At 33.3% G+C, this 22,720-nt stretch carries 19 protein-coding genes; 9 read left to right on the forward strand and 10 right to left on the reverse strand.

The window, feature by feature from the left end; genetic code table 11:
• Window positions 1–3: 3 nt before the first annotated feature.
• From AAGV33_RS09050 to AAGV33_RS09065, 4 genes are all read right to left on the reverse strand, one after another.
• Entirely contained in the window at window positions 4–1,407 is a 1,404-nt protein-coding gene (locus AAGV33_RS09050; protein WP_373391653.1) for an L-fucose/L-arabinose isomerase family protein, read from the reverse strand.
• Between the two features lie 42 nt (window positions 1,408–1,449).
• Entirely contained in the window at window positions 1,450–2,211 is a 762-nt protein-coding gene (locus AAGV33_RS09055) for a DeoR/GlpR family DNA-binding transcription regulator (RefSeq protein ID WP_373391654.1), read from the reverse strand.
• Window positions 2,212–2,609: 398 nt separating this feature from the next.
• Window positions 2,610–3,611: an AlbA family DNA-binding domain-containing protein gene (locus AAGV33_RS09060; RefSeq protein WP_373391655.1), complete on the reverse strand. Its 1,002-nt coding sequence runs from the start codon at window positions 3,609–3,611 to the stop codon at window positions 2,610–2,612.
• Between the two features lie 163 nt (window positions 3,612–3,774).
• On the reverse strand, window positions 3,775–4,452 hold the full coding sequence (locus AAGV33_RS09065) for a Crp/Fnr family transcriptional regulator (RefSeq protein ID WP_373391656.1): 678 nt from the start codon (window positions 4,450–4,452) through the stop codon (window positions 3,775–3,777).
• A gap of 107 nt (window positions 4,453–4,559) precedes the next feature.
• Between AAGV33_RS09065 and AAGV33_RS09070 the strand changes: the two genes are divergently transcribed.
• From AAGV33_RS09070 to AAGV33_RS09105, 8 genes are all read left to right on the forward strand, one after another.
• Window positions 4,560–6,947 carry a heavy metal translocating P-type ATPase gene (locus tag AAGV33_RS09070; RefSeq protein ID WP_373391657.1) on the forward strand — a complete coding sequence of 796 codons (2,388 nt, stop codon included), beginning with the start codon at window positions 4,560–4,562 and terminating at the stop codon, window positions 6,945–6,947.
• Window positions 6,948–7,109: 162 nt separating this feature from the next.
• Complete coding sequence (gene ccoS, locus AAGV33_RS09075; protein WP_373391658.1) at window positions 7,110–7,322, forward strand: cbb3-type cytochrome oxidase assembly protein CcoS; 213 nt, start codon at window positions 7,110–7,112, stop codon at window positions 7,320–7,322.
• A gap of 38 nt (window positions 7,323–7,360) precedes the next feature.
• Window positions 7,361–9,538 carry a cytochrome-c oxidase, cbb3-type subunit I gene (ccoN, locus tag AAGV33_RS09080; protein WP_373391659.1) on the forward strand — a complete coding sequence of 726 codons (2,178 nt, stop codon included), beginning with the start codon at window positions 7,361–7,363 and terminating at the stop codon, window positions 9,536–9,538.
• 105 nt (window positions 9,539–9,643) lie between these two features.
• Window positions 9,644–9,826 (forward strand): CcoQ/FixQ family Cbb3-type cytochrome c oxidase assembly chaperone, encoded by a 183-nt coding sequence (locus AAGV33_RS09085; protein ID WP_373391660.1) that lies wholly within the window; start codon window positions 9,644–9,646, stop codon window positions 9,824–9,826.
• A gap of 14 nt (window positions 9,827–9,840) precedes the next feature.
• Window positions 9,841–10,740, forward strand: a complete 900-nt coding sequence (locus AAGV33_RS09090; RefSeq protein WP_373391661.1) for a cbb3-type cytochrome c oxidase N-terminal domain-containing protein — start codon at window positions 9,841–9,843, stop codon at window positions 10,738–10,740.
• Window positions 10,741–10,831: 91 nt separating this feature from the next.
• A complete protein-coding gene (gene ccoG / locus AAGV33_RS09095) occupies window positions 10,832–12,250 on the forward strand; it encodes a cytochrome c oxidase accessory protein CcoG (protein WP_373391662.1) in 1,419 nt (472 codons plus the stop codon).
• Window positions 12,251–12,390: 140 nt separating this feature from the next.
• The gene (locus AAGV33_RS09100) at window positions 12,391–12,840 is read left to right on the forward strand and encodes a FixH family protein (RefSeq protein ID WP_373391704.1); all 450 of its coding nucleotides are present in this window, start codon (window positions 12,391–12,393) and stop codon (window positions 12,838–12,840) included.
• Between the two features lie 119 nt (window positions 12,841–12,959).
• A complete protein-coding gene (locus AAGV33_RS09105) occupies window positions 12,960–13,661 on the forward strand; it encodes a sulfite exporter TauE/SafE family protein (RefSeq protein ID WP_373391663.1) in 702 nt (233 codons plus the stop codon).
• Window positions 13,662–13,883: 222 nt separating this feature from the next.
• Here AAGV33_RS09105 and AAGV33_RS09110 read toward each other — a convergent pair whose 3' ends face one another.
• Window positions 13,884–14,363 (reverse strand): hypothetical protein, encoded by a 480-nt coding sequence (locus AAGV33_RS09110; RefSeq protein WP_373391664.1) that lies wholly within the window; start codon window positions 14,361–14,363, stop codon window positions 13,884–13,886.
• Between the two features lie 352 nt (window positions 14,364–14,715).
• Here AAGV33_RS09110 and AAGV33_RS09115 point away from each other — a divergent pair, with 352 nt between their 5' ends.
• The gene (locus tag AAGV33_RS09115; protein WP_373391665.1) at window positions 14,716–15,567 is read left to right on the forward strand and encodes an alpha/beta fold hydrolase; all 852 of its coding nucleotides are present in this window, start codon (window positions 14,716–14,718) and stop codon (window positions 15,565–15,567) included.
• A 74-nt stretch (window positions 15,568–15,641) separates the two neighbouring features.
• Here the strand turns inward: AAGV33_RS09115 and hemN are convergent, their stop codons facing one another.
• The 5 genes from hemN to nhaA form a co-directional block, all read right to left on the reverse strand.
• On the reverse strand, window positions 15,642–17,006 hold the full coding sequence (hemN, locus tag AAGV33_RS09120; protein WP_373391666.1) for an oxygen-independent coproporphyrinogen III oxidase: 1,365 nt from the start codon (window positions 17,004–17,006) through the stop codon (window positions 15,642–15,644).
• 218 nt (window positions 17,007–17,224) lie between these two features.
• A complete protein-coding gene (locus tag AAGV33_RS09125) occupies window positions 17,225–19,165 on the reverse strand; it encodes a DUF349 domain-containing protein (RefSeq protein WP_373391667.1) in 1,941 nt (646 codons plus the stop codon).
• A gap of 222 nt (window positions 19,166–19,387) precedes the next feature.
• The gene (locus tag AAGV33_RS09130) at window positions 19,388–19,999 is read right to left on the reverse strand and encodes an alpha-ketoglutarate-dependent dioxygenase AlkB family protein (protein WP_373391668.1); all 612 of its coding nucleotides are present in this window, start codon (window positions 19,997–19,999) and stop codon (window positions 19,388–19,390) included.
• 33 nt (window positions 20,000–20,032) lie between these two features.
• Window positions 20,033–21,340, reverse strand: coding sequence for a TIGR00341 family protein (locus AAGV33_RS09135; protein WP_373391669.1), 1,308 nt, complete (start codon window positions 21,338–21,340; stop codon window positions 20,033–20,035).
• Window positions 21,340–22,497, reverse strand: a complete 1,158-nt coding sequence (gene nhaA / locus AAGV33_RS09140; protein ID WP_373391670.1) for a Na+/H+ antiporter NhaA — start codon at window positions 22,495–22,497, stop codon at window positions 21,340–21,342. The genes AAGV33_RS09135 and nhaA overlap by 1 nt, the downstream gene beginning before the upstream one ends.
• Window positions 22,498–22,720: the final 223 nt, after the last annotated feature.

A 22,720-nucleotide genomic window follows, 5' to 3' on the forward strand; every position in this document is an offset into this window, starting at 1 on the left:
TTTTTAGTGTTTGTAAACTTCCCAGCCCATGTAATTTCCTAGCGCTTCTTCTAGTATTGCGGCTGTTTTTGAAGCATTCATTACTACGTGGTGCTCGAATCCGTTTTTGCAAACGTATTGCATCAAACCTTGTAAATCTGGGATTTGAGCAACGGCTCTGTTTCCAAAAGTGTTTAATTCGTCGTTAGTTAATTCGCCTTCGCCAATATATACTTTGATAATTCCTTTAGGGTCATCGGTACTAATTCTACCATAAGTTAGAGGCATGGCTGGCGTTCTGCCGTCTAAGGCGCCATACGTGTTTTCTACACCTACAGTTGTTCCTAAGATAGGAGCAGTACTTAATGAAATATCTGGTAAGAATGATTTTGCCCAGTTGCCACAGTGGAATAAAACACATTTTTCAGGATCGTCGGCATAGTTGTTATTCCAATCTACTAAAGCACTTGGTGAACCCGAAGCCAATTGCATCGCATACATGCTCAAAGTTCCCGTTACATCTACTTCGCAAGCACTTGGCAACATATTTTCGCTCATGATACTCATGCTGGTACACACATTGCAACCGTAATTTTGCTGTAAAGAAGTCCAGCATTGAATAGCCGTAGCGTCTAAAGCATATTCTTCCATGAATTCTTTCAAAACCACATCTAATTTGGCAATTTGAAGCATTGCTTCGTTAGGCGTTTTTCCTTGAGCAACATAAGCGTTTATGGATTCCAAATGGCGTTTTACAGATTCGTCTTCAGCAGTTAATTTATTGGCTTTGCCTAAAATTTCAGATAAATCTACCGTAGTAACCGTAATACCGTTTCTTTGTAATATTTTTTCCGAATAACGAACCGTGTTAAAAGCTCCCGGTCTTGCTCCGATAGCCCCAATACGCACATTACGCATTCCTTTTACCACCCTACAAACAGCGGTAAAATCTATTAAATCTTTTTGGAAAATAGGATCCGACGGACTCATTACGTGCTGACTTGTCAGCGAATATTTGATTCCGTATTGGTACAAATTGTTGCAAACCGAGATTTTTCCACACCAGGAATCGCGTCTATTCACCACATTCATTTTTGTTAATTCATCAGGGTAAGCCTGAATTAAAACAGGAACATTTAGGTTGGCTAATTTTAGGGTATCAGCAACTCCTTTTTCATCTCCAAAATTAGGTAGTAAAACCAAAACGCCCATAATTTCGTCCTGGTGTTTTTTGAATAAATCAGCACATTTTTGCGCTTCTTTAAAAGTTTCTACACCGCCCAGCTTTGTTGCGGTGCTGTCTAATAAAATAGGTTTGATGTTTAGTTTTTCAAACACTTCAATAATTTCAGTTCTTGCTTTTTCGACTAAATTATCAGGAAAAAAATCTCTATTTCCTATAATTACTCCTAATGTTGATGTTGTCATTTTTATTTTTTTTTGTCTTTTTTTTGTCTTTTTTATTTTGAATCAGGCAACAATTACTTCAATTTCATTGTCCCGAAATACTTGTTTGTGTTTTTCTTCAATGGCATCATCGGTAATGATGTAATCGATTAAGGATAATGCGCCTAAACTGGCTAAAGCACTTTTACCCATTTTAGTGCTGTCTGCAACAAGATAAGTGACTTCTGCCGCTTCAATCATTGCTTTTTTTACCACTAAATCGCTAATACTAGGGTAGGTAAGTCCTGATTTTAAAGAAATTCCGGCTGTTGCCAAAAATAATTTTTGAACGTTTAAGCCTTTGAAAAAATCAGCTGCTTTTTGACCGGTTAACGATAAAGTTGGTGGTTTGAATTCGCCTCCGGTCATAATTACCTCAATATCAGGATCAGTTCCTAATAATAATGCAATATTTAAAGCATTGGTAATTACGGTAAGTTGTTTAAAGCCTTTTAGTTTTTTTGCTATTTCGGTAGTGGTAGAACCCGAATCCAGAATAATGGTATCTCCGTTTTCGATAAATTCCAGGCATTTTTGAGCAATAGCCGATTTTTGATCTAAATTTTCCTGACGTTGTAATGAAAAGCTTCTTACCTGATCTTCAACGTTTTTTATACTCGCTCCGCCGTGTTCTTTTAAAATTAGCCCCTCGCTTTCTAATTTCTCAAGATCCTGACGTATGGTAACTTCGGTAACTTTAAAAAGACGGGCTAGATTGATAACCTTTGCAAATCCGTCTTCTTTTAACAGATCTAATATTTTCTCCCTTCGTTGATTTGGCAACATATTTTGTTTTCTTTAGTGTTAGTGTAAAAACAAATATAAAAGAAAATAAACGAAAGTAAAAGAAAGTAAACGTTAATTTTTAATTGGAAGAAGTAAAATTTAAGAAGTAATTTGATTATTCGGAAAAAAAATGTCTTTTATTGAAATATTGTTATTAGATAAAAGGAACAGTTCGCTCCTACGGAGCTAAAAAAGGAAAAACATCCATTTCTACAAACAGAAAGTCCCGATGGGACTTTGACCAACTCCGCTAGGAGTGAAATGTTTGTAGAAATAATTAGCATTGCTAAAGTAAGCTCCATAGGAGCGGGCTGTTTAAAGTGTTGTTATGAATAGAAAAATATTTTCAAATTAAGTCAATTATCCAAATCTGTTGTAGCTGTTATGAGATGTTTTTTTTACGTTTCAAAAGTTATGTTTTTGATGAAAGCTCCGTTTGTAAAATCATCACTTCTAATTATAACTTTAGCTTCAATTATATTAGATTTCTTTTCTAATACAATAATGGATTGATGAAAAACATTTTCGCAAACTGAATTTTGTTTTAGAGTTATAGCAAACTTATTTTTTAATTGATTACGCTGAACAATAAATTCGGTTTTATTTTCTTCTGCGTCAATATGAAGGTTACTCAAAACAAAATTATCCAAATAGTTTATTGGTGAAAAATAGTTTTTTTGTTTTTGGCTATTTTCCGCTTTCTTTATTTCCCGTAAAAAATGTTCTTCTAATAAAATTGTATATTCTTCTGATTTTTTAATAAAGATTTCAATATCTAAATCAATTGATTTGTTTGATTTATTGATTAATTTTAAATCAAGATAGTTTACATTCCATTTATCCATTTCTTCACTAGAAGGTTTTCCAATATGTGGAACGATATCGATATCTTCTTGTCGATTTTTATATTTCTTTTTACTCTCGATTATGTCATCTAATTCTTTTCTTCCAATTTTGCTGGTTGAAGTTCCAACTCTAATAAATCCGTCTCCATATTTAAATTCGGTTTTGTCACTAATTGGATTTTTTATTTCTTTTTTAAACAAATATGGTCGATTATTGTTGGCAGATAGCCTAAAAAAGGAAATAGTTTTACCCTTGTAAATAAAATTATTATATTCAAAATTTATTTGAGGTTCAATATTTTCGTTAATAAACTGACGATATTTTGCTTCATCAGTTGGATTTTCAATTCCAAAAATATCTTTTGTTTTGTCCTGATTTTCTTTTATACCAATGATTATGTACTTTTCATCATCAGATAAGTGATTTGTAAATGCAGAAAAGTCTTTAAGAATTTCATTCTTTTTGGCATCTTTTCCTAAAATATATTCTGTTTTTTTGAAATCTACTTTGTGACTTTCGTTTTCATATTCAATTATTTCGATAACTTTTTGCACAATCTTTTTTTTTAAAATATCACATAACTCGCATATACTCGCTACAAAGTTGCGACAATTTACCTAATTGGGGGTGTATAGTCGCTATTGAATAATACATTTCTAATAAATATAGAAATAATATTTTTATTACAAAAAAGAGAAAGGGAATAATAGTAAAACCTTAAACCATCTTTTTAAGTTTGGGAATATCTTTAAGGATGATTTTTTTTCCTTTAATTTCAATGAGTCCTGATTTATTAAAATCGGATAATAGGCGAATACAGCTTTCGGTAGCGGTACCAATCATACTAGCAAGTTCGTCGCGGGTGAGTTGGATTTTTAGCGTTTCGTCTTCATTTTTTCCAAAAGTATCCTGAAGATAAAGCAAGGTTTCGGCAAGGCGTTCTTTTACGGTTTTTTGAGCCATATTGACCATTTGGCTGTCTGATTCTTTCAAATCGCCACAAATGGTTTTCATAACATTCATAGAAAACTGATTGTTTTTATCAAAGAACCCCATGATTTCGTTTTTTGGAACAAAACATACTTGCATATCTTCGAGCGCAACGGCAGTTAAGTTTACGGGTTCGTCGCTTATCATGGAGCGTTGTCCTAAAAGTTCTCCTTTGGTCACCAATTTTACAATATGATCTTTCCCATTCGGACTCAGTTTAGTGAGTTTGCAAACACCGTCTTTGATACAAAAAATACCATTTACATTTTCTCCTTCTTCAAAAATAACTTCTCCTTTTTTTACCAAACGAGACGTCTTGCACTCGGCAAGTTTTACTAATTCGTCTTTGTTTAGTGCTTTTAAAGAACTAAATTCCCTAACGATACATTGTTCGCATTTACTCATTTTAGAAAGTTTTTTTTGTAGTGTAAAATTAATCATTTATATGACATATATCATATTCTGCCTAAGATTCATTCAGGAGCTTTGCATTAGGTAAAATGAGCAAAGTTATGGACACACAAAACTGTTTCCATTGTGGTTTAGATATTGTAAAAGAAGCTGAAATTATTTTTGACGAAAAAACATTTTGTTGCAACGGTTGTAAAACGGTTTACGAAATTTTTAGTCTCAATGATTTGACTTCTTATTATGATTTCGCAAAATCACCTGGAGCAACTCCGCAGGAAAATAAAGGTAAATATGATTTTTTAGACAATGAAAATATTGTTTCGAAATTATTGGAATTTCAAGAGGCTACAACCGCTATTGTTTCACTTAGCATTCCTCATATACATTGTAGTTCGTGTATTTGGATTCTGGAAAATTTACAACGCCTTCAAAAAGGAATAAACACTTCTCAGGTTAATTTCCCAGAGAAAAAAGTCCGTATTACTTATAATTCGGAAGAAGTTTCGCTGAGTGAAATTGTGAATTTGCTGAATTCTATTGGTTACGAACCTTACATCAGTTTAGAAAATTACGAAACTCAAAAACAAAATATCGACAGGAGTTTGACTTACAAACTGGGTGTTGCTTTCTTTTGTTTTGGAAACATCATGCTGCTTTCGTTTCCCGAATATTTTGAGGTAAAAGAATTTTGGCTGGACAATTACAAACCGTTTTTCAGGTGGTTAATTTTTGCATTGGCATTGCCGTCTTTCTTTTATTCCGCCAGCGGATATTATGTTTCGGCTTATAAAAGCATGAAATCCGGAATGCTCAATATTGATATTCCCATCGCTTTAGGAATTATCGTGATGTTTATTCGAAGTCTGGTCGATATTGTTTTCGATTATGGTCCAGGATTTTTTGATAGCTTGACCAGCTTAATTTTCTTCATGCTTTTGGGTAAAATGTTTCAAATTAAAACCTATAGTTTTTTAAGTTTCGAAAGAGACTTTAAATCCTATTTTCCAGTTGCTGTTACTCGAATAAACACCGATTTCTCCGAAGAAAGCATTGCAATTTATGATGTTCAAAAAGGCGATCGATTACTGATAAGAAATCAGGAATTAATTCCCGTTGACGGAATTTTAATAAGCGAAAAAGCTGCTGTCGATTACAGTTTTGTAACAGGAGAAGCCATCCCGATAAACAAGAATTCAGGGGATAAAATATTTGCAGGAGGAAAACAAATAGGGAAAGTGATTGAGATGGAAGTATTGTTTTCGGTTTCACAAAGTTATTTGACGCAATTGTGGAGCAATGATGTGTTTCAGAAAAATGTAGAGCAAAAGCACAAAAGCATTACCGACAGTATTTCAAGATATTTCACACCTATATTATTATTGATTGCTTTTGTGGGATTTGGCTATTGGATTTTTATTGATGCTAATACCGCTTTTAATGTTTTTACGGCGGTATTAATCGTGGCTTGCCCATGTGCATTGGCTTTGACCGCGCCTTTTACTTTAGGCAATGTATTGCGAATTGTTGGAAAGCAAAAGTTTTATCTCAAAAATGCTTTGGTCATCGAACAATTAGCAAAAGTTGATACGCTGGTTTTTGATAAAACAGGAACCATTACCACCAATAAAAAATCGAATATTTCTTATGAAGGGAAAGCACTTTCTGAGGGGAATTTAATTCGGATAAAATCAGTGCTTCGAGGTTCTAATCATCCTTTAAGCCGAATGTTGTATGATTTTTTGCCAAATGGATCAACAGTAAATATCAATGAGTTTGAAGAAATTACAGGAAAAGGTATTCAGGCAAAAGTGGTCGATAGTTTTATCAAAATAGGTTCGGCTGCATTTACAGGAAAAACAGAGGAAAAGACTGTTTTGCAGACGTCTGTTCATATCCAGATTAACAATGAATATTACGGGAAATATGTTTTTAAAAATCAATATCGCGAAGGTTTAGAAAAACTTTTTAAAAGCCTGAAAAATAATTACCAAATCAAAGTATTGTCAGGTGATAATGCAGGTGAAAAAGCCGCTTTAGAACAACTTTTGCCTAAAGGAACGGAACTTATTTTTAATCAAAAACCAGAACAAAAGCTGGAATTTATCAAACAATTGCAAGATTCAGGAAAAAATGTAATGATGGTGGGCGATGGTTTGAATGATGCCGGAGCTTTGGCACAGAGCAATGTAGGGATTTCAATTTCTGAAAATGTAAATGTTTTTTCACCTGCCTGCGATGCCATTTTAGAAGCCAGTCAGTTCCAAAAACTGAATTATTTCCTGAAACTTTCTAAAAAAGCGATGCTAGTGATCAAGATGAGTTTTGGTTTATCCTTACTCTATAATGTGGTGGGGTTGACTTTTGCAATAACAGGCAATTTAGAACCTCTGGTAGCAGCAATCATAATGCCTTTAAGTACCATAACCATTGTGAGTTTTGTTACGGTAATGAGTAATTATTATGCGAGGAAGTTGGGAGCTAGAAGTTAGGAGTTGGAAGATGGGAGAGGGAAGTCGGAAGATGGAAGTGAGTAAATTTCTTTTTCCACCCTTTAGGGAGGGGAAAGAAAAAGAAATTTAAGTCCAAAGCATGATAAATGTCATAGAATTCCCGATGCTGGGAATCTAATTTTGGAGTATAAAATTTAAGGTATGAGTGTCATTTATTTATTAATCACCATTAGCATTTTTGTTGCAGTTGGCTTTTTTATCGCTTTTGTTATTGCAGTAAAAAGCGGACAATATGACGACGATTATACGCCCTCGGTCAGAATGTTGTTTGACGATGAAATTTCGAAGAAAAAAACTATTCAGAAGGCAGAAAGCTCAGAAAGCAGAATTCAGAAAATAGAGGCTGAAGTATAAAAACGAACAGAAAAAAATAATCATTTTAATTTTAATATATGGAAATGCAGCAGTTTTATTATGACAACAAAATTGTTAAGAAGTTTATTTATGCTACCATTGTTTTCGGGGTAGTAGGAATGGCAGTTGGGCTTTTATTAGCAATCTTATTTTTATTCCCTAACCTGACTGATGGAGTTTCCTGGTTGAGTTTTGGCCGATTAAGACCTTTGCATACCAATGCAGTTATTTTTGCATTTGTGGGAAATGCTATGTTTGCCGGGATTTATTATTCTTTGCAACGATTGCTAAAAGCAAGGATGTTTAGTGATTTTTTGAGTAATCTTAATTTTTGGGGTTGGCAATTAATTATTGTGGCTGCAGCGATTTCATTACCATTAGGCTACAGCACCTCTAAAGAATATGCCGAATTAGAATGGCCTATAGACATTGCAATTGCTTTGATTTGGGTGGTTTTTGGAATCAATATGATTGGAACCATTATCAAAAGAAGAGAACGCCATCTATATGTTGCCATTTGGTTTTACCTCGCCACTTTTGTTACAGTAGCGGTATTGCATATCTTTAATAGTTTAGCTTTGCCTGTTTCACCAATGAAAAGCTATTCTGTTTATGCAGGAGTTCAGGATGCTTTGGTGCAATGGTGGTACGGACACAATGCGGTTGCTTTTTTTCTGACTACACCTTTTTTAGGATTGATGTATTATTTTATTCCAAAGGCAGCTAATCGTCCGGTGTATTCTTACCGATTGTCTATTGTTCACTTTTGGTCTTTAATATTCTTATATATCTGGGCAGGGCCACATCATTTATTGTATTCTGCTTTGCCTAACTGGGCACAGAATTTAGGAGTCGTTTTTTCCATTATGTTGATTGCACCGTCTTGGGGAGGAATGATAAATGGATTGTTGACGTTGCGTGGTGCTTGGGATAAAGTGCGTACTGAACCTGTGTTGAAATTCTTTGTAGTAGCCATTACAGGTTACGGAATGGCCACTTTTGAAGGCCCAATGTTGTCACTAAAAAATGTAAATGCTATAGCGCATTTCACCGATTGGATTATTGCTCACGTTCACGTAGGAGCTTTGGCCTGGAATGGATTCATGGCTTTTGGTGTGATTTATTGGTTGATGCCCCGAATGACAAAAGGTCCTCTATACTCTCTTAAATTGGCTAATGTTCACTTTTGGTTAGGGACTTTAGGAATCATTCTTTATACGTTACCATTATACGTTGCTGGTTTCTTACAAGCGTCTATGTGGAAACAATTCAATCCTGATGGAACGTTGACTTATGGAAACTTCTTAGAAACGGTAACTCAAATTATGCCCATGTACTGGATGCGAGCGGCAGGAGGAACATTATATATTATTGGAATGTTCATTTTAGTTTATAATATTTATAAAACAGTTCGATTAAATGATGCTGTTGAAGATGAATTAGCCGAAGCTCCAGCGTTACAAAAAATCAGCAGCGGAAGAATTAAAGGAGAAAAATTCCATCCTTGGTTAGAAAGAAAACCTATTCAATTGACCATTTTGGCTACTGTAGCTATTTTGATTGGAGGGATTATCCAAATTGTGCCTACCATCATGGTGAAATCAAATATTCCAACAATTTCAAGTGTAAAACCCTATACGCCATTAGAACTCGAAGGACGTGATTTATACATCCGTGAAGGTTGTGTGGGCTGTCACTCTCAAATGGTTCGTCCGTTTAGAAGTGAGGTAGAACGTTATGGACCACAATCTAAAGCAGGAGAATTTGTCTATGATCATCCCTTCCTTTGGGGATCAAAACGAACCGGTCCTGATTTGCTAAGAGTTGGTGGAAAATACAATGACAACTGGCATTTTAACCACATGTGGTCACCACAAAGTACTTCTGCAGGATCCATTATGCCAGGTTACAAATGGTTGTTTGACAATAAGGCTTTGGATATTTCAGACATCGAAGCAAAAATGAAAGTCATGAGAACCTTAGGTGTTCCTTATACTGATGCTGAGATTGCCAATGCTGAAAAAGCAATAAAAGAACAATCTAAAGGAATTGAAAACAATTTGCATGCTGACCCTGATTTTGTAAAAAGTTACGAAGAAAGTAAAAAGAAAGCAGCCGCCAGAGGTGAAGCCTTTGTGCCAATGCAAGACAGAGAAATTGTAGCCCTGATTGCTTACATCCAAAGATTAGGAACTGATATTAAAGTGAAAAAATAATTTGAAGATACTGAGAGGCTAAGGTTCTAAGTTGCTAAGATTTGGTATTACAAAAACTTAGAGCCTAAATTTCTCAGAATCTCAATAACTTAAAAAGAAAAAAAAATGTTTGAACAAATAAAACACAATATGGAAACGATTGCGGGAGTATCGATATATCCAATACTCTCATTATTGATTTTCTTTTTCTTCTTCGTGGGATTAGGATTTTGGGTGTTCTTCTATAAGAAAGAGAAAATTAAGGAGTTGAGCGAAATTCCGTTGAATGACACCAAAAAAGTAGAATAGTAAAACTATAGAAGATGAAAAAATTAATTCCAGCATATCTTAGAGTACCCGTATTTTTCTTTATCATTTTCGGTATGATAGAATATTTTATCGATTCTGGTGACCGACCTGCATTTATAAAATTCCCAATGGTTAATGTCATTCTATTGGTTGTTTTAGTGTTGTTAATTGCAGTCGAAATCGTCATAAGTGCCGCTGATGCAATTGTGTACCAAATTTTACCTGAGGAAGAAAAAGCAAGATTAGCTGCCGAGGAAAATTTGAAATTAACAGAAAAACCTTGGTTTAAAAACCTAATGAGCAAGTTAACACGAACAGTTCCCATTGAAAATGAAGCTAGTTTGTTGTTGAATCATGATTATGACGGTATCAAAGAATTAGACAATAATTTACCGCCTTGGTGGGTGTATTTGTTTTATGCTTGTATTGGATTTGCGGCGGTTTACTTAGTTCGTTTTGAAATTCTTGGAGCAGACAATCAGGAAATGGAATTGAAAAAAGAATTGGCTCAAGCCAAAATTGAAGTAGCGGAATACATGAAAAACGCTCCCGATTTGATGGATGAAAAAACAGTTACCCAACTGACGGAAGCATCAGATTTAGTAATAGGAAAGACCCTTTTTGAAAATAATTGTGCGGCTTGTCACAGAGCCGATGGAGGTGGGCAAATTGGTCCCAACTTAACAGATGACAATTGGATTTTGGGTGGCGGAATCAAAAATATATTTCATACCATTTCTAATGGAGGTAGGGATGGAAAAGGGATGATTTCCTGGAAAGGAACGCTGAAACCGAAAGAAATTCAGAAAATAGCTAGTTACATTATGTCTTTAAGAGGAAGCAATCCTAAAGATGCCAAAGCTTCAGAAGGCGAAATTTGGGAGGAAAAAGCTTCAATTGCCGAAGTAAAATAATAAAAGTTATTACAAACCATTAAGGAATTAAGAATTATTAAGTTCTAGCTTAATCTTCTTAACTTTCTTAATGGTAAAAAAAAGATAAAAAATGTCAAAGTTAGCCGACGAAGCTTTTAGAGATACCATTGGAACGATTGACAATGAAGGAAAAAGGAAATTTATTTATCCTAAAAAACCTTTGGGCAAGTTTTATAAGTATAGAAAATGGATTAGTTATTTTCTATTATTGATTTTAATAGCCAATCCGTTTTTAAAAATAAATGGTAATCAGTTCATGATGTTTAACATTCTGGAACGTCGCTTTAACATTTTTGGTTTCCCCTTTTGGCCTCAGGATTTTTATCTCGTGGTGCTTTTTATGATTATTGGGGTGGTGTTTGTGATTTTGTTTACCGTAATTTTTGGACGTATTTTTTGTGGTTGGATTTGTCCACAAACGATATTCTTGGAAATGGTTTTTCGAAGAATTGAATATTGGATAGAAGGCGATAGAGGTGCTCAAATTCGTTTAGAAAAACAAGAATGGAATACCGAAAAAATCAGAAAAAAAGGGTTGAAATGGACCGTGTTTTTGCTGATTTCTTTTGGCATAGCCAATGTCTTTCTGGCTTATTTAATAGGAAGTGACGCTTTATTTGAAATGATTGGAGACAATCCGGCTAACCATTTAAAGACTCTGATTTCGTTATTTATTTTTACGGGAGTCTTCTATTTTATTTTTGTCTGGTTTCGGGAGCAGGTTTGTATTATTGCTTGTCCTTACGGCAGGTTGCAAGGCGTACTTTTAGATAATAAATCGATTAATGTAGCCTATGATTTTGTTCGTGGCGAAAAAGAAGAAGGTCGCGCTAAATTCAATAAAAAAGAAGATAGAACGCTAAGTAGAAAAGGCGATTGTATTGATTGCAGGCAATGTGTCAATGTATGTCCTACCGGAATTGACATTCGCAACGGAACTCAGTTGGAATGTGTCAATTGTACCGCTTGCATTGATGAATGTGATGCTATAATGGAAAGTGTTGGCTATCCTAAAGGTTTGATTCGATATGCATCTGAAGATGAAATTGAGAAAAAAGCGCCTTTTAAATTCACAGCCAGAATGAAAGGTTACACTGCCGTTTTAATCATTTTGATTGGAATGTTAATTGGCTTGTTGTTTTTACGTACCGATGTGGAAGCGCTTATTTTACGATTACCAGGTCAGCTTTATGAACACAAAGGCGAAAATATTAGCAATGTGTTTACGTATAAAGTTATCAATAAAACCAATAATGATTTTAATGCCATTCAGTTTAGGTTAATTGGCATAAAAGGTACTTTAAAAGTAGTGGGAGGCCAAACTTTAAAAGTACCTAAACAAGGAATGAGCAGCGGAACTTTGTTTATTGAAATCAATAAATATTTGTTAGAAAACGACAAAACCAAATTAAAAATAGAAGTTTACAACGGCGATAAAAAAATAGAGACCACGACTACGAGTTTCTTAAGTCCGAGAACTTTCGATTGATCCCCTATAGCCTCCGAAGAGGGAATATTTATAGGAGATAAAAGAAATATATTTTAATGCAATACATAGAAAATATGACAACAAATAATTTAAAAGATTCAAATACTTCGGTGGGAGTTCCCTCTTTGGGGGCTAGGGGGATTAAAATCAATTGGGGAACTGGAATCGTTATTGCCATTGCATTGTTTATGAGTTTTATATTGTATTTTGTAATTAAAGTACAATCTAATGCTAAGTATGACAATGAGTTGGTAGTAGAAGAATATTACAAGTATGATGCTCGTTTTCAGGAAGAAATGGAACGCGTTCAAAATGCTCAGGATTTAAAACAAAAACCAATCATTACTTTAACCAACCCAGGAATTACAATCGTTTTTCCAGAACCGTTTGTTCCCAATCAAATTACAGGAAAAGTGTCCCTTTACCGACCGTCTAACAAAAAATTAGATTTCGATACTCCGATTTCGTTGTCTAATCCAACTTTGCTCATACCTAAATCAAAATTGGTAGGCGGTCAATGGGACATTAACATGGAATGGCAATATAATGGAAAAAAGTATTTGACTAAAGAATCTATTTATATTCGGTAAAAGTTATGGGTTAAGAGTTATAAGTTAGGGTTGCCTGTTATCTGTTATTAAATAATAATGTTCTAACTCCTAACTCCCAGCTTCAAACTCCCAGCTTCCCACTTCTAACTTCAAAAAAAATGCTCTACACCGCTTTACTATTCGGACTCATAAGTAGCTTTCACTGCATCGGAATGTGCGGTGCAATTGCTATGATGTTGCCAGTAGATAGAAGCAATCCTGCAAAGAAAGTAACGCAAATTATAACTTATCATTTAGGACGAATAACAGCTTATGCAACAATTGGTTTTATTTTTGGTTTGCTGGGCAAAGGATTTTTTATGGCTGGAATACAGCAAAAGCTGTCCATTATTATTGGAATATTGATGATTGTAGCGATTGTAATTCCCGAGAAAGTATTTGCTCAATATAATTTTTCAAAACCTATTTTTAGATTGATTTCAAGAATGAAACAAGTTTTAGGAAGTCAGTTTAAAAAGAAATCTTATCAATCGCTTTTTACAATTGGATTGTTGAATGGTTTTTTACCCTGCGGAATGGTGTATGTTGCCTTATTTGGAGCCATTGCTATGCAGAGTACGAGTTTAGGTATTTTGTATATGGTTTTATTTGGATTAGGAACTATACCGTTGATGAGTAGTGTGGTGTATATCAATTCGATGTTGACTGTTCCAATGAGAAACAAAATACAAAAAACAATTCCTTACGTGGTAGTTTTAATAGGAGTATTGTTTATACTGAGAGGATTAGGACTCGGAATTCCTTATGTTTCCCCCACTACAATGAGTTTGTTTGTTCAGGCAAATCCTAATTGTCATTAGGAGATTTTAGTTTTAAGTAGTAGAAAAAGCTGTTTTGCATATTGTGAAACAGCTTTTTTGATTTCATCCGTTGAATGGAATGTTTTGGGTACTTGACGAAGAAGCAGATTCGAAGAACTAAACTGTATGCCACCACTGAGCTTGATAAGAAGCACAAAGCTTCATAAACACTGAACCCGATTTTTGCCATGCTGTTAGCTGTTTGCCATCTCTCTATATCCACTATTTTACTATTGTGGGAGGTAAGCTGCTTGCTTGAAGGTGATGCCAAATAGGAATATTATTTGCTGAAATTTTTAGAACCTTCGAAAGGTTTTTAGAAAACTCAACTTCTATGGTATCTGATAAAATACCGTTCCAGTGAACAATCGTTTTAGATTTAGAATTGAAAACTTTTAGATTTGATTCTAAATTTAATATGTATAACTCGTTGTATCGGTGTTTTATAATTTTATAATTTTTAGAAGTTTCCTTTCCTTCATATGTTAGATGTTCTAGTGAAATATTTTCCTCTGAGAAATGTATTGAATTATTCGGACTTAGTAAATCATTACCATTAGTGTCTTTGACAGACAACACAATGTTGTTCACTATTGGTCCTTCACTGAGTTCGTAATTATCATTGTCCTTTGAACAAGAAAAAAGCGCAAAACATACGCACAAGTTTAATAAGATATATTTTTTAACTTTCAAATTTTTCATAACTTAATATTTAATTATTCTTTAACTCCATAATTTTTGAATTTTCCGTTTAGCTTACAGCTAACTCATTTATAGGAGCCATTTAATGGCTTCAATCTACCCAATTTCAGCTGTATAGTCGCTATTGTATAGTGTATTTTTAACAAATATAGAAATAATATTTTTATTACAAATCATTAAAATAACTTTTGTTCGTTGACTACTTTTCGTACTAATGTAGGTGTGAATTATGCAGTTATTGTTGGAAATCATGTAAGCTAGCTTTATAATTCAAGAGTAACTTTACAAATATTAGAAATAATAATTGGACATAGAATTCAATTACAAAATAAATATTTAAAAAGTACACACTATGAAAACAGCAAATAAAGGTTTCAACTTAACTATTCCTGTAAATAATTTTGAATTATCTTATGATGACCTTGGAGAAGGAAATGTTCCAATTATCTTTCTACACGGTTTCCCTTTTGATAAATCGATGTGGCAAGGACAATTGGATTTTTTAAAATCAGCTTATCGTGTAATTACTGTTGATATTAGAGGATTTGGTAAATCAACTGATGAGAAATCACCACTAAGTATTAATTTGTTTGCTGAAGATTTAATAGCCTTTATGGACGAGTTAGAAATTCAAAAAGCAATTGTTTGTGGTTTGTCTATGGGTGGATTTATAACTTTAAATGCGCACGAACGATTTCCTGATCGCTTTGAAGCATTGATTTTAGCGGATACACAATGCATCGCCGATACTCCTGAAGTAAAAGAAAAACGTTATGAGGCCATTAGTGAAATAGAGGTTAACGGAGTTGCGAATTTTAATGAAGGCTTTATTAAAAAAGTTTTCCATGAAGATTCATTCACAAACAAAAAGGAATTGGTAGAAGAATTGAGAAGTGTTGTGTTTTCTAATTCGGAACACATTATCCAACAAGGATTGGTAGCGCTTGCTGAACGTTCCGAAACTTGTTCTACTTTGGATAAAATAAATATTCCAACATTAATTATCTGCGGAAGAGAAGATATTGTAACACCATTAACTGAATCAGAAGCGATGAAAGAATCTATTAAAGGAGCAACATTACAAGTTATAGAAAATGCAGGTCATGTTTCTAATTTAGAACAACCCGACGAATTCAATAAACATCTTTTGGATTTTTTAACTCCTTTAAATGTGGTTAATATTAAAGGTTTCAAAGTAGATTAAGCTAAATCTATTATAAATTATTGTCAAAAAACAAACCTCGTTTAAATAGTCATAAACAAGGTTTGTTTTTTATTTTAAACCGTCATCGAAAACAAAGCTGTTTCGGGAGCTTTTCGTTTTAGGTGTAAATCAAATGCCATACAAATATTTCTAACGTAGGCTTTGCCTTTATCGGTTACTTGAACTCCGTTTTCTTTAATTATCAGAATAGCATCATTTTCCATTTCTCGAAGTTGTTCTAAAACTCTGGGGATTTCTTTGAAATGAGTTGAGCTATTGTCCCAACTGGTTTCAAATTGGCACATTAAATTCAAAATATGTTTCCTGATGATGATATCTTCATCGGTTAATAAATGTCCTCTAAAAATAGGTAATTTATCCCATTCTAAAAGTTGGTAATAATCAGTTAGGCTTTTTTCATTTTGGGCAAAACTATACCAACTATCGCTGATAGAGGAAACGCCTAAACCAATCATCAATTTGGTTTTAGAAGAACTGTAGCCCATAAAATTACGATGCAATTTACCATTTTTAAAAGATTGGTACAAACTATCGGTTTTTAAGGCAAAATGATCCATTCCTATTTCATGATAACCATTTTTTAGTAATAATTCTTTGCCTACCTGGTACAAAATTCTCTTTTCATTGTCTTTAGGAATGTCTTCGTCTTTAAAACCGCGCTGTCCATTTCCTTTTATCCACGGTACATGAGCATAGCTGTAAAAAGCCAATCGGTCGGGTTGTAATGATTTTGTTTTTTCGATAGTATCTACAACATCTTCAATTTTTTGAAATGGCAATCCAAAAATAATATCGTGACCAATCGAGGTATAACCAATTGCTCTAGCCCAAAAAGTTACTTTGGCAACATTATGAAAAGCCTGCTCGCGATGAATGGCTTTTTGGACTTTTTCGGAATAATCCTGAACGCCGAAACTCACTCTTCTAAAACCTAAATCGTAAAGTTTTTGCAAGTGAGCATGAGTAGTATTGTTAGGATGTCCTTCAAAACTAAATTCATAATTCTCCGCTTTATTGGCATAAGCAAAAATGCCATTAATCAAATCTTCTAAATTTTTTGTCGAAAAAAATGTAGGTGTTCCTCCGCCCAAATGGATTTCTTTAATGATTGGTTTTTCGTCAAAAAGTTGGCTATACAAACGCCATTCTTTTAAAATTGCCTGAATATAAGGCGATTCTACACTATGATTCTTGGTGATTCGTTTGGTGCAGCCACAAAAAGTACACAGACTTTCGCAAAACGGAAGATGAATATACAAACTGATTCCTTCGGCTGAATTACTTTCTATAAATGATTTTTTGAAAGACGAAACCCAATCTTCGTATGAAAACTCAGCTTCATTCCAGTACGGAACAGTGGGATAACTGGTATATCGAGGGCCTGGAACATTGTATTTTTGAATCAAAGAATTTTTCATGACAGTCTAATTTTATCATTCAAAAATAAATCGATTTGAATCGATTTGAAATGATAATTATCATGAAAGAAGAAAGAGATTAGAAAGCAGAAAGCAGACTTCATTAGGCAGACAAACAGTAAAAAAAGCGATTTTCAAAACTGAAAATCGCTTTTTTTATAAATCTGAAATCTATTTTTTTCTTTCTGAAAACTGCTTTCTGCTTTCTGAAATCTTTATTATTCTTGATTGAGGTTTCTAAGTTGTTTTAGCTTTTCTTTCCAGGTATCTAAACTTTCTTTGTGGATAGCAATGTTTTTTCGAACTTCTAGAACAATAGAATTTTCTTTTTTAGCATTTCTGGTGTTGGCAAAAAACTGAATGTTATTTTCTAATTGGAAAATTTCGTTTTGCAATTCTTCAATTTTGCGAATAATAAAAATCTTTTCGTTTTCTAGTTTTCTGCTGTCGTTACTTTCGGAAAGATTTTCGATTTTGTTAGCAAAACGCATCATATCCGAATCTTTTTTGCTCAAACTTAATTTGTCAAAAAGAGCATCTAATATTTTGTTGAATTTACCTTCAATATGCCTTCTGGTAAAAGGAACTTTTCCTAAGTTTTTCCAGTTTTCAATATGCTGTTTTATGGCATCCAAATCGGCTTTGTGTTCACCAATTAACTGAAATTCTTTTATAGATTCAAGGTAGGCTTTCTTTTTATCAAAAGCTTCCATTTCTTCTGCATTGTGCTCACTTTTTTGGTCTTTTAGGCGATCAAAATAATGATTACAAGCCGCTTTGAATTCAGCCCAAACTTTATCAGAATATTTTCTAGGTACATGACCTATTTTTTTCCAGTCTTCCTGAATTTGCTTCATGGTTGCAGTCGTTGCTGCAAAATCTTCGCTGTCTTTCAGTTCGTTTGCTTTGGCTACTAAGGCATTTTTCTTGTTTAAATTTTCGTTTTGTTCCTTTTTGATGTCTTTGTAAAAAGAATTTTTAAAGGTATTGAAATTTCTAACAGCGGTTTTAAATGCTGCCCAAGTTGCCTCATTTACATCAGCAGGAACTTTTCCAGCAGAGAAAAAAGCTTCTCTTAAAGCTTCTACTTTTTCTATTTGAACCAACCATTGCGAATGTGCATTTACTTTGATAGTGCCTAATTCTTCAATTTGAGCAATAATTGCATTCTTCTTTTCAAGATTTTCCTGCTCAGTTCCTCTCATTTTTTCGAAAAGAACTTCGCGTTTGTCGTGCATTTTTTTAGTTAAATCACTAAATTGATTCCAAATTTCATCACGAAATTCTCTGGAAACAGGACCAATGTCTTCTTTCCAGATGCGGTGTAAATCTTGTAATTCTCTGAACGCTTTGTTAATATCCTGCTCCTGAAGCAATTCTTCAACACGTACAATAATTTTTTGTTTTAGCTCTAAATTGTGTTTAAAGTCTAAATCTCTGGCTTCTCTATCAAGGTGCAAATAATCGTAAAAATTCTCTACATGAAAATGATAGTTGTTCCAAACGTGGTTGTATTTGTCTTTTGGGATAGCACCTGCATTTTTCCAACGCTCTCTTAATTCGTTGAAATGTTTTAGGGTATCCTTGATATTTTCATTCGGATTAATCAGTTCTTTTAGTTCTTCAACTATAGCTAGTCGCGTTTCTAAATTGGTCTTTAAGTTGTTTTGTAAACTCTTAAAATGGGTGTTTTTATTGTCTTTATATAAAGTATAAAACTGATCAAATTTTGATTTTAAAGGGAAATGATACTGAAATTCTTCGGTAGTTTCTGGATTTTCGGCATGGAATTCTTCTTTTTTCTCTTCAATAAAATGATTGTATTTAGATAAAAAAGCTTTTTTGATTTCCTCAACATGGTCACGTATCGACATGACTTTTTCATTAGAAACCAGTTTTTGCAATTCATCAACAAGTGCTTCCATTGACAAAGTATCATAATCCAGCATCGGAATTTCATGACGCTCTTTTAAGGTTTCGTCTTCATTTTCTTCAGCATTTGATTCTTCAATTTCGTTTAAAGCTTGTTGATTTTTAGAAATTTTAGTTTCTTCAACAGCTTGTTCTAAAGCTTCATTATTAGCCTGAACATCAGTTGTTGAGTTTCCATCTGTCTCGTTTTTTGGTTGCGACAGGTTATCATTCGTTTCTTCTAACATTTTTTTTAAATGTTTAAGGGTTCTGTTTAATTGGTTAAATCGATGGGGAAAGATAGTAAAGGTCTACTGAAAATCAAAATAATTCCCTTATTTATACTTTTTTTAGTTAAAAAAAGTATTGTTTTTTTAAGAAAATAAGATTTTATTTTTTAGGTATTTAGACTTGTTTATCAAACCATATAAGAGATATAATCTAATAATTAAACTTATATGTTTTTAAAATTATTCTCTAACAATCGTTCTAAAAGTCAAGTTAATTCTAAGGTTATTTATTTTTTTAGTAGGAGGAAGGCGGTGTAACCAATGGGTTTGCGTTTCGTCTTTCATGACTAAAAGACTTCCATGTTCCAAGATTAAAGAAACCGTTTCTTTGGTTGTTTTGTGTTTAAAAGCAAATTTCCTTTCGGCTCCAAAACTGATTGATGCAATAGCTCCATTTTTTTTCAAATCTTTTTCGCCATCGCTGTGCCAAGCCATACCCTCATTGCCGTCATGATATAAATTAAGTAAACAAGAATTATACGTTTCGGCAGTTTTTTCTTCTATCAAACGTTTTAATGCTTCCAATTCCGGAGTCCAATGCAGTGCTTCTTTAGTAATTTTAGAATAGCTGTATTTAAAATTGGTATCGCCATACCAAGCTACTTTTCGTTTGGTCGTAATGATTTGTCCAAAGATAATTGCCTGGTCATTTTTCCATTCGATGGTTTCTAATAAGCGATTGAAATAAAATGCTGCGTTAGAATAATCCATGATTTTTCCATAGTACAGCACCGTTCCGTCTTTAGGCAAAAGGTTAGTGTTTTGGTCAAATTCAGTACTAAATAAATTCATGTTTTTTCTTTAAAAAAGCAATAAGTAAAACGCTTAATTTTGACGGTAAACTTCGATTTGTTTTTTAGACAATCGCTGTTGCAACCAGAGCATCATCTTGTTTTTTTCGGCTTTTTCAATATCTTTTTTGCTTTCATAAACCAGAACAGGAACTACTTTAAGGCTGTCAGTGTTTTCATTAAAAACATGATTTGAAATAGAGATGTTGTCTATGTTGGGGAATAAAATTTTCATTTCAGCCAGTAACTCTGTATTGTCAAAATAGTTCTCTTTTATTTGTTTTTTTAAATTTAAAATTGTGATGTCTTTTTGGCTTAAAGCCGATTTATTAAAGTTGATTTCGTTTAAAATATCACTTTTTAAATCGGTGGTGTCTTGTTTAATTATCAGTTTTGTGTTGTTTAATTCATAGTCTTTAAGACTGTTATTTAGTTCTTTAATTTCGGCATCACTAAAACGTTTGGAAAGAAAACCTAATTCTAAAATTTTTGGGTTTTTATTGAATTGCGTTTTTTGGTATACAATGGTCATGCCTTTGTTTACAAATTCTCTATCGGTAAAAACAGTAATTTGTTGTTTGTACTTTTTTTCTTCAAATAATTGGTAAGCAAAATAAATACTTGGAAGTATAAAAATGATTAATAAACTACTAATAAAATATTGTACTTTTTTCTGCATTTTTTCATCCAGTTGTTTTTTGATAGGATAGGATAAAAATTTGACAATAAAAAAAGTTGAAATACAGATAAAAATACAGTTGATGGAGTACAGGTACATTGCTCCAAAAAAGAATTTAAAATTACCAGTAGCTACACCATATCCAGCGGTACACAGCGGAGGCATTAAAGCTGTTGCAATAGCAACTCCAGGAATAGGATTTCCTTTTTCGACCCTAGTTATAGCAATAGCTCCAACTAAACCACCAGAAAAAGCAATGATGATGTCATAAATATTAGGAGATGTTCTAGACAAAAGTTCGGGCTGGGTTTCCTTAAACGGACTGATATAGAAATAAATAGTAGAAACTACTAAGCCCACTATGGTGGCTACTAAGAGATTTTTTAAGGATCTTTTTAGTAATTCAAAATCATATATCCCAAGTCCGAAACCTGCTCCAATGATAGGTCCCATCAAAGGAGAAATAAGCATCGCACCAATAATTACAGCCGTCGAATTGACATTTAAACCTACAGACGCTACTACAATAGCACAGGCTAAAATCCATAAATTAGAACCTCTAAACGAGATATTCGATTTTACATTAACTAAAACTTTAGCCTTGTCTTCTTCGCCTTTGTTGAGGTTAATGTAGGCAATGATTTTGCTCACTAATAAGTTCATTATTTTTTCTTTAAGTTATGTTTTAATGACATAAAACCAATGCAACCAGCAGTTAATGAAGAAAGTAAAATGATAAATTTAGCATTATTAATAATATGATGATCGTTAAAAGCAAGTAAAGTGACAAAAATAGACATAGTAAAACCAATACCGCCCAGAAAACCAACACCTATCACTTTTTTCCAGTTCAAACCTTTCGGTAATTTACACAAACCAATTGAAACTGCCAAAAAGCTAAATAGAGCGATACCTAAAGGTTTTCCAATTACTAATCCCAACATAATTCCTTTACTGTAATCCAAACTCAATGTTTCAACAATATCTGATCCTAAAACAATTGCCGTATTGGCCAAAGCAAATATAGGAAGGATAATAAATGCCACCGGTTTATGTAAAAAATGTTGTAATTTATAGGAAATAGAACTTTTGCTACCATCTTCAAAAGGAATTACAAATGCTAATAATACTCCGGTAATAGTAGCATGAACACCCGAATTAAGCATAAAATACCACATAATAACTCCACCAATAAGGTAAGGAAGTAATTTGTATACTTTCATTCGATTTAAGATGAATAAAAACAACATAATACCAAAAGCAATCGCCAGATTAGACCAAAAAATAGTTTTAGTATAAAAAATCGCAATGACTAAAATTGCTCCTAAATCGTCAATAACAGCTAAGGCAGTTAAAAATACTTTTAACGCTAATGGCACTCGGTTGCCTAATAAAGAAAGCACACCTAATGCAAAAGCAATATCAGTAGCCATAGGGATTCCCGCTCCCGACTGAGTAGCTGTACCGTAATTAAGAAATAAATAGATACCAGCAGGAACAACCATTCCTCCTAAGGCAGCAAAAATAGGCAACATAGCTTCTTTGATTTTAGACAATTCACCTATATAAATTTCTCGTTCCAATTCTAATCCAATTAGCAAAAAGAAAATAGTCATCAAACCATCATTAATCCAATATTCAAGACTTTCGGTTCCTACTTTCATGTGCCAAGTATGCAAATATTCTGTTGAAAAAATAGAATTGGCAAGTAGTAATGAAATTAAAGTACAACCAATTAAAATAAGTCCACTGGATTTTTCATTTTCAAAAAATTCTTTAAAAAGGTCTGATTTGTAAAGGCGTTTAATTGTTTTTTTCATGGAATTAAGTTTGTTATTATCATTTAGATAAAGAAATGAATGATTTGGCTTCTATATTTGTAAAAAATGTAGAGATATGCAAAAATAACGAAATACTTCATAAAATCTAGTTGTTAAAATGATAATATTAGACTATTTATGCTTCTTTAAAATAGGAAAACAAGAAATTGACTTTGCGTTTTTTATTAATTTATTAAAGCCGTATTAAAGTGAAAGAACATTA

It is taken from the genome of Flavobacterium magnesitis (assembly GCF_041729735.1).
Classification (GTDB): domain Bacteria; phylum Bacteroidota; class Bacteroidia; order Flavobacteriales; family Flavobacteriaceae; genus Flavobacterium; species Flavobacterium magnesitis.